Origin of the sequence: Herbaspirillum sp. YR522 (genome assembly GCF_000282575.1) — a bacterium.
Taxonomy (GTDB): Bacteria; Pseudomonadota; Gammaproteobacteria; order Burkholderiales; family Burkholderiaceae_D; genus Herbaspirillum.
The window spans coordinates 49,179-62,896 of the sequence record NZ_AKJA01000132.1; the positions used below are offsets into that span (position 1 = coordinate 49,179).

Annotated in this window: 5 protein-coding genes; 3 read left to right on the forward strand and 2 right to left on the reverse strand. The window is 66.1% G+C overall.

What is annotated here, in order from left to right; translation table 11 throughout:
* Window positions 1–83 precede the first annotated feature (83 nt).
* The 3 genes from PMI40_RS18460 to PMI40_RS18470 are packed head-to-tail and all read left to right on the forward strand — an operon-like array spanning window position 84 to window position 6,918.
* Window positions 84–3,425, forward strand: a complete 3,342-nt coding sequence (locus tag PMI40_RS18460) for a DUF2126 domain-containing protein (RefSeq protein ID WP_008118480.1) — start codon at window positions 84–86, stop codon at window positions 3,423–3,425.
* A 45-nt stretch (window positions 3,426–3,470) separates the two neighbouring features.
* Window positions 3,471–5,972 (forward strand): circularly permuted type 2 ATP-grasp protein, encoded by a 2,502-nt coding sequence (locus PMI40_RS18465; protein ID WP_008118481.1) that lies wholly within the window; start codon window positions 3,471–3,473, stop codon window positions 5,970–5,972.
* A 1-nt stretch (window position 5,973) separates the two neighbouring features.
* The gene (locus PMI40_RS18470) at window positions 5,974–6,918 is read left to right on the forward strand and encodes a transglutaminase family protein (protein ID WP_008118483.1); all 945 of its coding nucleotides are present in this window, start codon (window positions 5,974–5,976) and stop codon (window positions 6,916–6,918) included.
* 17 nt (window positions 6,919–6,935) lie between these two features.
* Here PMI40_RS18470 and PMI40_RS18475 read toward each other — a convergent pair whose 3' ends face one another.
* Together PMI40_RS18475 and PMI40_RS18480 are read right to left on the reverse strand one after the other, a co-directional pair.
* On the reverse strand, window positions 6,936–8,507 hold the full coding sequence (locus PMI40_RS18475) for a methyl-accepting chemotaxis protein (protein WP_008118484.1): 1,572 nt from the start codon (window positions 8,505–8,507) through the stop codon (window positions 6,936–6,938).
* A 238-nt stretch (window positions 8,508–8,745) separates the two neighbouring features.
* Window positions 8,746–13,698, reverse strand: coding sequence for a membrane-targeted effector domain-containing toxin (locus tag PMI40_RS18480; RefSeq protein ID WP_008118486.1), 4,953 nt, complete (start codon window positions 13,696–13,698; stop codon window positions 8,746–8,748).
* Window positions 13,699–13,718: the final 20 nt, after the last annotated feature.

Here is a 13,718-nt window from a genome sequence, read left to right on the forward strand (position 1 = left end):
ATCAATTCCGCAGGTCGTGCCAGTCGTCAATCGTCGACACCGACGCCGTGATTTCATTCATTTGCTTGTCGTAAAGGATCTTCATGTCAATCCACGTGGCGTTGAACCATGTCACTTCGTACAAGTATGACCGTGCCATCAACCTGGGCCCGCAGGTCATCCGGCTGCGGCCGGCACCGCACAGCCGCACCCGCATCCTGAGTTATTCGTTGCGGGTGCTGCCCGAGCAGCATTTCGTCAATTGGCAGCAGGACCCGGAATCCAATTACATGGCGCGGCTGGTGTTTCCCGAGAAAACCACCGAATTCACGATCGAGATCGACCTGGTGGCCGAGATGTCGGTCATCAATCCCTTCGATTTCTTCCTCGAACCCTACGCCGAGCAGTTCCCGTTCGAGTACGCCGAGGAACTGCATAACGAATTGCAGCCCTATCGCCACAAGCTGCCGTTGTCCCCGCTGTTCAAGAAATTCCTGGAAGAGATCCCGACCGAGCCGATGGCCAGCGCCAACTTCCTGGTGGCGCTGAACCAGAAGCTGGCCGACCACATCGCCTACACCATCCGCATGGAGCCCGGCGTGCAGACGCCGGAGCAGACCCTGGAACTGGGTTCGGGATCGTGCCGCGATTCATCCTGGCTGCTGGTGCAGTTGCTGCGCCACCTGGGGCTGGCCGCGCGCTTCGTGTCCGGGTACCTGATCCAGCTCACGGCCGACCAGAAGTCGCTCGACGGCCCTTCCGGCCCCGAGGCCGACTTCACCGACCTGCATGCCTGGTGCGAGGTGTACCTGCCCGGCGCCGGCTGGATCGGGCTCGATCCGACCTCGGGCCTGTTTGCCGGGGAAGGCCACATTCCGCTGTCGTGCACGCCCGAGCCGGCATCGGCGGCACCGGTCAGCGGCATGGTGGAACCCTGCGAAGTCGAATTCGAGCACCGCATGAGCGTCTCCCGCATCTGGGAGGCGCCCCGCGTGACCAAGCCCTACACCGAACAGCAATGGCGCACCATCGAGGCGCTGGGGCATGCCATCGACCGTGAGCTGGTGGCGGCCGACGTGCGCCTGACCATGGGCGGCGAGCCCACCTTCGTGGCGCTCGACCATCCGGATGAGCCGGAGTGGAATACCGCCGCGCTGGGCGCGACCAAGAAGCCGCTGGCAGCCGAGCTCTATCACCGCATGCGCGAGCGGTACGCAAGCCAGGGGTTGCCGCATTTCGGCCAGGGCAAGTGGTATCCGGGCGAACAGTTGCCGCGTTGGGCGCTCAATTGCTATTGGCGCCGCGACGGCCAGCCGATCTGGCTCAACAGCGCCCTGATCGGCGACGAGACGCGTCCCAATGTGACCGACAAGATCGTGACCAGCCATTTCCTGCATCGCGTGGCGCGACTGCTGAAGGTGGCCGGCACCAACGTCTTCCCGGCCTATGAAGACGTGTTCTACTACATGTGGCGCGAGCGGCGCCTGCCGGGCAATGTCGATCCCTTCGATTCGCGGGTCGATGACAAGCAGGAGCGCGAACGCCTCATGCGGGTGTTTACCCAGGGCCTGCAGAGCGCAGTGGGCCATGTGCTGCCGCTGGCGCGCAGCGACGACGGCGCCAGCTGGCAAAGCGGTTCGTGGTTCCTGCGCAGCGAGCGCTGCTACCTGTACCCGGGCGATTCGCCGCTGGGCTATCGCATGCCGCTCGATTCGCTGCCGTGGGTAGCCGGCAGCGAGGCGCCGGTGATCTATCCTTCCGACCCGTCGCAGGCGTTTCGTGCGTTGCCGGCCGCCGTCGAGATCCGACGCCAGTTCAGCCTGGCACCGGAACCGGTGGCGCGTCCGACCGCCACGACGGTGCCGGACGATGCCGCAGGCGAGTCCGGCGGTGCCGCCGCGGCCCCCAAGCCGTTTGAATCGGGCAGCGGGATCACCCGTACCGCCTTGTGCGCGGAGGTGCGTAACGGCGTGCTGTATCTTTTCATGCCGCCGCTGGCGCAACTGGAGCATTACCTCGAACTGGTCGCGGCCATCGAGTCGGTAGCCGAGGAGCTCAAGCAGCCGGTACTCATCGAAGGCTACGAGCCGCCGAGCGACCCGCGCCTGCGCAAGTTCAGCGTCACCCCGGACCCGGGCGTGATCGAGGTCAATATCCAGCCGGCCAACAACTGGGACGAGCTGGTCGAGCAGACCACCCACCTCTACGACGCCGCCCGCGCCTCGCGCCTGACGACCGAAAAATTCATGCTCGACGGTCATCACTCGGGTACCGGCGGCGGCAACCACATGGTGCTGGGTGGCATCACCACCGGTGATTCGCCTTTCCTGCGGCGCCCGGACCTGTTGCGCAGCCTGATCTCGTATTGGCACAACCACCCGTCCCTGTCGTACCTGTTCTCGGGCATGTTCATCGGCCCCACCTCGCAGGCGCCCCGCATCGACGAGGCACGCAACGACTCCACGGTCGAGATCGAGCTGGCCTTCGCCGAGATGGAAAAGCAGCAGGCCAACGGCGGCTGCGCGCCATGGCTGGTCGATCGCCTGTTGCGTAACCTGCTCATCGACGTCACCGGCAATACGCACCGCGCCGAGTTCTGCATCGACAAGATGTATTCACCCGACAGCGCCACCGGGCGCCTGGGCCTGCTGGAGCTGCGGGCCTTCGAGATGCCGCCGCACGCGCGCATGAGCCTGACCCAGCAGCTGTTGCTGCGCGCCCTGGTGGCGCGTTTCTGGAAGACACCCTACAAGCCGGCGCGCCTGGTGCGCTGGGGCACCGAACTGCACGATCGTTTCCTGCTGCCGCATTTCATCGAGCAGGACTTCCAGGACGTCATCGACGACATGGTCGAGGCAGGGTACCCGATGCGGGCCGAGTGGTTCGCGCCGCACATGGAGTTCCGCTGCCCCAAGATCGGCGACTACGCGGTCAAGGGCATGCAGCTCGAACTGCGCACCGCGCTCGAACCCTGGCATGTGCTGGGCGAGGAAAACAGTGCCGGCGGCACCGCCCGTTATGTCGATTCGTCACTGGAGCGGATGCAGGTCAAGGTCAGCGGCATGGCCTCGGATCGCTACGTGCTGAGCTGCAACGGGGTAGCGGTGCCGCTGCAGCCGACCGGCCGCGTGGGCGAGTTCGTGGCGGGGATCCGCTACCGGGCCTGGCAACCGCCGTCGGCGCTGCACCCGACCATCGGTATCGACTCGCCGCTGACCTTCGACCTGGTCGATACCTGGAACGGGCGCAGCCTGGGCGGTTGCCAGTATCACGTGGTGCATCCGGGCGGGCGTAGCTACGAGACCTTCCCGGTCAACGCCTTCGAAGCGGAAAGCCGCCGCCTGGCGCGTTATTTCCGCATCAACCACACGCCGGGAAAATTCGATATCGCGCCGCGACCGGCCTCTATCGAGTTTCCTTTTACGTTAGACTTGCGCTACTTTTAATCCCGGTCTGGCGCGGCATGCTTGCCGCGCCGATTCCCCGTTCCTATGCCCCAGCGTCTTCTGGAAAGTTATCCAGTCAGCAGCGATCGCTATGACGAGATGCTGCAGGCCGACGGCCGCTTGCGGCCGCACTGGCGTACGCTGATCGACCAGCTCGAGAACCTGTCGCCCGAGATGCTGCGCCGGCGCGCCAACGAGGTGCGCGACGCCATCGCCAGCGACGGCGTGACCTATAACGTCTATGCCGACCCCAAGGGCGCCAATCGCCCGTGGGAGCTCGACCTGTTGCCGCACATCGTGGCCGCCGACGAATGGCATTCGCTGGAACGCGCCGTAGCGCAGCGCGCGCGCCTGATGAACGCCATGCTGGCCGACATCTATGGCCAGCAGAGCCTGCTGCGCGAAGGCCTGCTGCCGCCCGCGCTGGTGTTCGGCCAGCACGGCTACCTGCTGCCATGCCACGGCGTCACGCCACCGGGCGGGGTGCACCTGCACGCCTATGCGATCGACCTGGCGCGTTCGGCCGACGGCACCTGGTGGGTGGTGTCGGATCGTACCCAGGGACCGTCCGGCACCGGCTATGCATTGCAGAACCGGCAGATCATGGCACGCGCCATGCCCGAGGCGCTGCGCGACATGCAGGTGGAGTCGCCGCACAGCTACTTCCATACGCTGCGCTCGACCTTGATGCGATTGGCGCCGGCCCGCGGCGAGCAGCCGCTGATCGTGCTGCTCACCCCCGGCCCCTACAACGAGACCTATTCCGAGCATGCGTTCCTGGCGCATACGCTGGGCTTCCCGCTGGTCGAAGGGGTCGACCTGACGGTACGCGGCGACCAGGTGTTCCTGAAGACCCTCAACGGCTTGCGGCGGGTGCACGCGATCCTGCGCCGCATGGACGACGATTTCTGCGATCCGCTCGAGTTGCGCGCCGACTCGGCGCTGGGCGTGCCCGGCTTGACCCAGGCAGCCCGGCTGGGCAACGTGCTGGTGGCCAATTCGCTGGGCAGCGGCATGCTCGAATCGACCGCGCTGCACGGTTTCCTGCCGGCCATCAGCGAGCGCCTGCTCGGCGAACCGCTGGCCTTGCCCACGGTGGCCTCGTGGTGGTGCGGCGAAAAGCCGGCGCTCGACTACACGCTGGCCCATCTGGACGACCTGGTCATCGTGCCGGCGTTTTCATCGATGCGCATGCAGCCGGTGTTCGGCCACAGCATCACCGGCAGCGCCCGCCGCCGGCTGGTGGAAAGCCTGCAATTGCAACCGCACGCCTATGCCGCCCAGGAATGGGTGCGCCTGTCGCAGGCACCGGTGATGTCGCGCAGTGGCGACTACCGCCTGATGAATCGCACCATCAGCCTGCGCGTGTTCGCGGTGGCCGACGGTGTCGGCGGCTACAAGGTGATGCCGGGCGGGCTGACCCGCGTGGCGTCGCGCCAGAAGCGCGACGTGGTGTCGATGCAGCAGGGCGGCACTACCAAGGACGTCTGGGTATTGCACGACAACGATGGCGGGCGCGACGCCGCCGAAGAGGACACCGCGGTTGCCGCCAGTGGACTGGTGATCCGCAATACGGTCGACGTATCGTCGCATGCGGGCGAAAACCTGTTCTGGATGGGACGCTATTCGGAACGCGTCAAGAACCTGTCGCGGCTGCTGCGTACGACGCTGCAATACACCACCGACGGCCAGAGCGAAAGCCGCGGCATGCTCGGCAGCGTCAGCTGGATCTGCGGCCAACTGGGCGTGCTCATGCCCAAGGCCGAGCCGCGCCCGACCATCACCGGGTTGCAGCAGAGCCTGCAGGCGGCCGTGATCGACCCCTCGGCGGCGGTGAGCGTGGCCACCCAGTTGCGCCAGCTGGCACAAGCGGGCTACCAGGTGCGCGAGCACCTGTCGCTGGACAACTGGCATGCACTGACCAAGATGCCGACCATGGTCAACGACCGCATCAACAGCCCGGCATCGGCCCAGCAGGTACTGGGCAATGTGATCGATGCCTGCTCCGGCCTGGCCGGTCACGCGCTCGACGACATGACCCGTGATGCCGGCTGGCAGTTCCTGATGGTGGGCCGCCATATCGAACGCATGGTCAACATGGCGACCCTGTTCGACAACTTCCTGCTCCTGCCGGCGGCGCGCCAGACGGCGGCCCTGTCGTGGCTGCTGGAAGCGGCCAGCAGCATCGTGACCTACCGCGTGCGCTACCGGCGCACGCCCGAATGGCTGCCAGTGCTGCACCTGCTGGTGTTCGATGTGTCCAATCCGCACGGCATGGCCTACCAGTTCCGCATGCTGCAGCAATACCTGAGCGATATCGGCCAGCAACTGGGCCTGCTCAGCATGACCATCCCGAGGCACCTGTCGGCCCAGCTCGAAGCGATGAACCTGTCCGACTTCGCGCACGGCGCGGCCACCGCCGACGAGGCCAATGCGCGCCTGGCGCAGTTGATGCGCGACGCGGTGGGCGGGGGCTACATGCTGTCGGACGATCTGTCGCGCCATTACTTCACACCGCTGACCGCTCCGGTCAGCCAGGGGGTTTGAGATGAGCGAAGAACTGCGCCGTTTCGTCTATCAGATCCGGCACCAGACCAGCTACCAGTATTCGCTGCCGGTGCGCCTGTCGCACCAGCGCTTGCACCTGACGCCACGCACGCTGCCGTGGCAGCGCTGCCTGTCGCACCAGGTCAATGTGACCCCGGCGCCGCAGCTGGTGCGCAGCTACGAGGACAACTTCGGCAATGTGATCAAGTCGTTCTCGCTGGATACCGATCACACCAGCCTCGAGGTGTTCGCCGATTCCAGGGTCGAGCTCACGCCGCGTCGGCTGCCGTCCGACACCCTGTCGTGGGAAGAGGCCGCCATGCTGATGTCGTACCAGGGCGCACGCCCGCTGTCGGCCGACCTGCTCGATGCCGCCAATTTCATGTTCGAGTCGTCGCATGTGCGCATCAAGCGCGAGTTCATTCACTATGCGGCGCAGTGCTTTGCGCCGGGGAGCTCGGTGCTTGAGGGGGTGCGTACCCTGATGCTGCGCATCTTCGAGGAGTTTTCATTCGATCCCGAAGCCACTACTGTGTCGACCCCGGTGACCGAGGTATTCGCCAACCGGCGCGGGGTCTGCCAGGATTTTGCGCACCTGATGCTGTCGTGCCTGCGCTCGATAGGCTTGCCGGCGCGCTATGTCAGCGGTTACCTGCTGACCGAGCCGGCACCGGGCCAGGCGCGCCTGATCGGCGCCGATGCGTCGCATGCCTGGGTGTCGGTGTATTGTCCTGGCGCCGACGGCGCCGCCGGGGCCTGGATCGATGCCGATCCGACCAACGGTATCTTTGCCGATACCGGGCACATCACATTGGGTTGGGGGCGCGACTTCCTCGATGTCTCGCCGTTGCGTGGGGTACTGATCGGCGGCGGCCAGCAAAGCATGCAGGTGGCGGTCACCGTGCTGCCCGGCGACGAGGCCGGCCAGCTGGCGTTCGCCACGTAAGGCTGGCCGGCGCCAAGTCAGGCAGGGGCCAGCGAAAAAACGCTCACCGCTTGTTGCAGCCGTTGCGCCTGGCCCTTGAGGGTCGTGGCCGCCGCTGCAGCCTGTTCCACCAGCGCCGCATTCTGCTGAGTGGTCTGGTCCATCTGCACGATGGCATCATTGATCTGCTGGATGCCGGAGGCTTGCTCGCGGCCGGCGGCGGTGATGTCGGCCACCACATCGGACACCTTGCGAATGCTCTCGACCACGCCATCCATGGTGCTGCCGGTCTGCTGCATCAGCTGGTAGCCGCTGTCGACGTTGTTGACCGACTGCTCGATGAGGGACTTGATCTCCTGGGCGGCGGCCGTGCTGCGCTGGGCCAGCGAGCGCACTTCGGCGGCCACCACCGCGAACCCTCGGCCCTGTTCGCCGGCGCGCGCGGCCTCCACCGCTGCGTTCAATGCCAGGATATTGGTCTGGAACGAAATGCCATCGATCACGTTGATGATGTTGACGATTTCCTTGGACGAGGCATTGATTGCCGTCATGGTCGTGACCAGCCGCTGCATCGCCTGGCCCGCATTCTCGGCGATATCGGACGCCGACCGCGCCAGCTCGCCGGCATGCACCGATTTGTCGGCGTTCTGCCGCACGGTGGAGGTCAGCTCCTCGATGGCGGCCGCGGTCTCTTCCAGCGAACCCGCCTGTTGTTCGGTGCGCGCAGAGAGGTCCAGGTTGCCGGTGGCGATCTCGTCGGTGGCAACCGCAATGGCGTCGCTGCCGGTGCGCACTTCGCTGACAATATCCTTGAGGTTGCCGTTCATCGACTTGATGGCTTGCAGCAGGCTGGCCTGCCTGCCGGCGACTTCGATCTGGCTGCCCAGGTCGCCGCGGGCGATGCGGTTGGCGATATCGGTGGCATAGGCAGGCTCGCCGCCGAGCTGCCCCACCACGCCACGCGAGATGACCAGCGCCAGCGCGATGCCGATGGCCAGGGCGATGCCGCCCAGGATGAGCATGGTCACGCGGGCGGTGTCGTAGAAGGTGCTGGCCTCGCCGCTGGCGATGTTGTTGAGACGGTCCTCCAGCGCGGCCAGTTCGCCCAGTGCGCTGCGCCGCTGCGCCTGCTTGGCGGTCAAGCCGTTGTCGAGCAACTGGCGCAGGCCTGCGATGTCGTCGGCGTCGGCCAGCTCGGTCAGCGTCTTGAGCAGCGGTGCGGCCGATGTCGTTAGCGACTTGACCTGCGCCATGGCCGCCTTCTCGACGTCGGCGGTTTCCTCCAGCGTGGCAAACATGGTATCGAGCTCTTTCTCGATGCTCTGGTAACGGGCGAGTTCCTTCTTCAGGCGCTCGGTAATCGGCTTGCGCGTGGTCGCATCCGGCGCCAGCAGCAGATCGCGCACGGCCAGCGATTGCTCATAGAGCGAAGCATGCAGGGCCACGGCCAGCCGCGCTTCGACATTGTTGACATTGCTGATCGAGTTGAGCCGGTTGTTGACCTCGGCCATGCGATTGATGCCGATGGCGATGACCAGCACCAGCAGCACGAGCAGCACACCGAAGCCCAGGTTCAGGCGATGGACCACTTTCATCTTGGATAACGTCATCGTTGAATCCTTTTCGGTGTTGGCAGTTGGCAAGAGGTACTGGTGGCAGAAGATCGCGCTGCTGTCGCCCGACTGCTACCGGCAGCAGATGATCGCCTGATTCTAAAACCTTGCACTGCAGGGATGTAACGTAGAGGAGGCCCGGTTTTACCTCGTTGTTTGCTACACAGCCGCGACCAGCCTGGTTTTGTTTCCATCGCGCATCTTTCCGCGCAAGGCAGTCGATATGCCGATGCAGTTAGTCTTGCCGCTGCCAGCTCGGTATCGCGCCTGCATCGTCGACGGCCAGGTGGTAGTCGCCCAGGGCCAGCGGCGCGGGGGTGCCGGTCGAATGCACGAACAGGGACGGCGTTGCGGTGATCTCGTTGATGCCGGGAAAACCGTGATCCCTGACCCCGTGGCCAGCGCCCACGTGCGCCACCCATGGATGTGTTCTGTAATGGGCCTGGTCATGGCGGATGATCTGGTAGGCAACATAATTCATCGACGACGTGCGCGGGTGCGGTGAGACGAACTTGCGTGCCAGGTAGTCCGGTGCCGCGGCCGGGATATTGTCGATGGCACGAATTTCGATGCCATGCCGGCGCGCACGATCGAACAGTGCCAGCAGGCTGGCGCTGGGATGCCCATCGGCAAATTCGGCCACGGTGCGTGGCGTGGCATTGGCGTCGAGCCGGCGCAGTCGATCCAGCACATGGCCGGGGAAGTCGCCGCCACGATTGAACATGCGCAGCAGGTCACCATCGGCGTCGCGCTTGAAGACTTCGGTGTAGAGCGTTTTCACGCCGCTCGCTGCAAGCCGTTCGAGGTTGTCGTCGAGAAACCGGCGCGCCGCCGTGGTGGCATGGTTTTCGCCGACGACCAGTCCCCGCCCCAGGGCGCCATGACCGGTCTCGGGCGCACGGCGATAGGCCAGCTCGAACACGTCGTCGACACTGTGCAGTGCACCCAGGTAGGTGCGCGGCGGTGGCACGAAGCGGGCGAAGAATCCGGTCGCCGCCCGATCCAGCCTGACGGCCTGCGTCGCGACCGTATACCACCGGGGCGAATGGGGTGGCGCTGCGCTATGGGCGATGGCCTGGGCGTCGTAGGCGGTGGCATTGAAGACGCGCATGTCCAGCAGCACCGACAGCATCTTGTGTTCCGTGCGTTGCCAGGACGGCGGGCGCGAAGGACCGAGCGGGTAGCCGATCTTGCCATTGATGCGTTGCGCCGGCCTGAACCAGCGCGCCATGCGCGCGATCGGTTCGTTGCGCGATGTGCTGCGCACCAGGGCCTGGGCACTGCGGCTGCCGGCGGTCGCGATCACCGGATTGGCCGTGCGACGGATCTTGATTGGTGTCGGCAACAGCGTCAGGACCAGGTCTGCTCCCAGGCGCAGGCGGGCCGCCCGTAGCTCGCCTGCGGTCTTTCCCAGCGCCAGTTGGGCCAGGCCCTCGACGAAATCGACCGGCACGATGCGGGCATATTCCATCCAGCTTTCGCGGGCGCGGTCGGTTGCCGAGCGGATGAAATAGGCGGCATCGGCCATGGCACCCTGGCGGGCGATCTCCACCAGCGCCATGAACGGGTCACCGCCGATCTGGAGTTGCTGGTCCAGCAGGCCATGCAGCCGCTCCTGGCTGCGTCGCCGCACGATCGCATCGTGACGGCTCACGGGCCGCTGCCGTGCGCGTTGCGGATCGGCATTGAGCATCGCGGCGTCGTCGATGGTGCGCAGTATGTTGATGACGCCCGGGCTCAAGGTCAATCGCAGGCCGCCCGACGCGCGGCGCTCGTCGGCGTCCTCCCGTGCGAAGTGGGTGTGGGCGAAGTCGTCCAGGGCCGGCCCGTCGCGTCCCAGGTCGAGCAGGAATTTCCTGGCTGCCGCCAAGCCATCGAAGCAGCGGTACGGGAGCTCGTCACCGGCCAGGTAGAGCACGCGCCGATCGCTCGATGTACAGCGCAGGTGCAGGCAATCGCGGGCTGCATGGCCGGCCACCCGCAACGGATAGGCGAGCACCCCGGCGTCGGTGGCGACGGCCGGATCGAAGGCCGACATGACGAGCCGGTAATCGCGCTGGTCGAGTTGTCCTTCATGCAGCATCAACTGCGCCGCCAGCTGCGCGTGCTCGCGCGCCAGCCTGGCCAGCGTGGCGCCGTGCGCGGCGAAGTAGAGGGCGATCTGCCGCTGGTGGTGGGTGGCAAAGTCGAATTGCGTGCCGTCGATCAAGGCCGCCACCAGTACTTGCGGATCGACCACGTTATCGAATTGCTCGTCGTAGTATTGCGGCACGGCGTGCCCGTGCGACACCGTGAAGTAGCGCTGGCCGCCGTTGACCAGGCTGTGCCATGCATTGACGATGTCGATATTGCGATAGCTCAGCTGCGCCAACGGGATCGACGCCTTGCGCCGACGCAGCAGGCCGATATCGTTGAACATGTAGAAGGCCACATGCGATTGCGGCGGATGGTACTCGTTGAGCACCAGGTTATCGACGTCGGGTTCGCGCCCGGCAAACCGGTCGGGGAAGGTCTCGAGCAGGAAATCGCGCATGTATCGCGCACCGTCGGTGGCGATGTCCGGCGCGCGCTGGTGCCACAGCCCCTGCTCTTGTTCCTGGCGGCATGCCGCGCCCAGCAGGTGCTGCTGCACGTCCACCGGCAGCGCCAGCAGGCCCGTGGCCGGGGTGACGACGATATCGCTATCGCGATGCCAGGGCTGGTCCGCCTGGCCATGGGCGCGCAGTGCGGCCACCAGCGCATCCGGCCAGGCTCCGGACACGGGGTGCGCGGGCGGGTCGAGATCATCGTCGAAGAAACGATCGGCATCGTTCCAGGGCGACTCGAGAGGCGCCTGGGCGGTGTCCGGCGAGCGCCCGGCTGCGTCTTGCTGGCGCTGCGCCACACGGTGGAATATATCGCCGACGATACGCACCCGGCCATCGGCCAATGCCACCTGGCCGATCGCTTCGCCTTGGCCCAGCCTTAACAACAGGCTGTCGACACCTGCCTTGAACGAATCGGGCCGCGTTTGCCCATCGAAATGCGATGCCCACTGTCGACGCGCGATGGCGCTGGCGCAATCCTGTGCCATGGCCTGTCGCAGCGCGCGCATGTCGATGTATTGCTGCCACAGCGGCCACTGTCCGGGCCGGTACAGCAGGACCGTGCCGGTGCCATCCCGTATCGTGACCAGGTCGATCGACACCACGCCGCCCAGGTCGAGCAGGTGACATTGGATGTCGTGCAGGCCGGGCATGCCGAAGCCAGCCGCGGCGGTGACCAGGCGCAAGCCGGCCGCTGACAGGTGGCCGGTGTTGCACAGGTCATGCGCCGCCAGGCAGGCCTGGGCCGACAGGGCCAGGGCGTGGGCGCCATCGCCGCCAGACTGGGTCGTGCCATGCTCCGCCCAGTAGCGTTCGAGGGCGGAGCGGTGCAGCTGCGTGGCGTGGTGGTCGGCCTGCGCCAGCATCCGGGTCAGGTCGGGCCGGCTCAAGGGCACGGCTTGCCATGCCAGCTGCTCGGATTGCGTGCGGACCTGGTACACGCCGGCATCCGGAGCGACGCCGTCAAGCTCGTGCGGCAGCAGCGTATCGAGAAAGCACAACCGCAGCGGCCAGGCGGCCTGGTGTTGGTCAGCCGGCTCGAACTCGACCAACGCCAGGGCATGCAGGCTGGCCTGCACGCCTGCGCTGCGCAGCAGGTGCTTGAATTGCTCACGCCGCAACTGGTCATGATCGGGATAGCGCGACGCCAGTTGCCAGCGCCGCTGGCTGAAGTGTCGATAAAGCGTCGCATCGGCCGATGTCGATGGCGGCGATTGCACGGCCTGCTTGACGATGGCGCTCCAGGCCAGTTCGTTGCAGGGCATGGCGGCAGGCGTGTCGGGGTCCGGCTCGATCCAGTCGATGATCACCGCGCCGCGCTCGGCCATGGCCTGGCGTAGCGCGGAGCACCGCAACACCGGGTGGCGCCGGATGGCCGGAGCGAGCTGCCGCGACGGCGACATCAACCAGGCGTGGCGTAGGCGATGGCAGGCCCGCATGACCTGGGCGTGATCCAATGCCGAAAACGGAACCTGCAGCTGGCGCAGCAGCGGGGGCACCGTCTTCAGGTAGCCTGCGGGATCCTGGCCGGCGTTGTCGATGATGCGATTGAAGGCCTCCAGCGCCAGCCGTGGCAGGCCATGTCGCAGGAACCAGTCGTTACAGAATTGATGGATGCGCTGGGTGGCAATGGCCTCCCCACAGAGCCTGGTCCATTCGTGCGCAGCGCTGTCGGGGCCAGGATAGACCAGGCTGCGCGGCACCTGGCGGCGCTCCAGCACATGTGACCAGGCGTGGTCGGTGATGGTCCCGGCGACCTCGGGCGGGTACGCGTGCAGTGCATGGTGCCGTAGCCTGGCGATGGCCAGTTGCAGCTCCGGGCGACTCAATTGGCAGGCTGCGATCGGCAGCTGTACCTGGTCCGCAGCGGTGTCGTGGTGACCTGCCGCATCCAGCATGTACTGGTGGAAGTTGGAAGCGGCACGCGATCCGATCTCGACCACCAGGGTGGTCGTCACGCCGGTGTGCCAGGTGAGCAGATAGCGTGCATGTCCGGCCCGGGTGGCGGCGATATCGATGGCGATGGCCGGGCGGCCGGCGCCACCCCAGGCGGTGGCAGGGCCGAACATGTCGACGATCTGCTGCGGCTGGGCCGGCCTGGCGAAGACGATATCGATCATGCCCGGGGCCGTGCGCTGGCGTAGCCGGTCAAGATCGACGCGGATCTCGGGGTCGACATGCACTGTCATCGATGGCGGTGCCGGCATGGTCGCAAGCGCGACGTCGATGCGCGACTGGCGCAGCGCGCGGGCGCGTTGCGGCAGCGCGTGGAGTCGCCGCAGCAGCGCGACCAGGGGCGCACGGTGGCGCGAAACGAAATGGTAGTGCGCGCGCCCATGCGCTGTGCTCACCTCGACTTCGCAGTGGTTGCTTCCCCGTTCGCGATGAAGCGGCCGTGTCACATTGGCCAGGCTGAATCCTTCGGGCGAGATCAATTGCGCGGTCGGCACGGCAATGTCGATGTCGCTATCGTTCCATGCGCGCATCAGGTGCACCGTATAGCGTTCGAAAGGCGGACGTTCGGTGGTCGGGATCACCAGGCTCTGGTGCGCGCGCAGTTCGATCAGGTCACGATCGAGGGCAATCCTGGTACGGTCCGGCATGACAAGTCCCCCCACATGTT

Excerpts from the sequence above, each read along its gene's own strand:
- PMI40_RS18460 (WP_008118480.1), top strand. The coding sequence starts at position 84 with ATGTCAATCCACGTGGCGTTGAACCATGTCACTTCGTACAAGTATGAC.
- PMI40_RS18465 (WP_008118481.1), top strand. The coding sequence starts at position 3,471 with ATGCCCCAGCGTCTTCTGGAAAGTTATCCAGTCAGCAGCGATCGCTAT.
- PMI40_RS18470 (WP_008118483.1), top strand. The coding sequence starts at position 5,974 with ATGAGCGAAGAACTGCGCCGTTTCGTCTATCAGATCCGGCACCAGACC.
- PMI40_RS18475 (WP_008118484.1), bottom strand. The coding sequence starts at position 8,507 with ATGACGTTATCCAAGATGAAAGTGGTCCATCGCCTGAACCTGGGCTTC.
- PMI40_RS18480 (WP_008118486.1), bottom strand. The coding sequence starts at position 13,698 with ATGCCGGACCGTACCAGGATTGCCCTCGATCGTGACCTGATCGAACTG.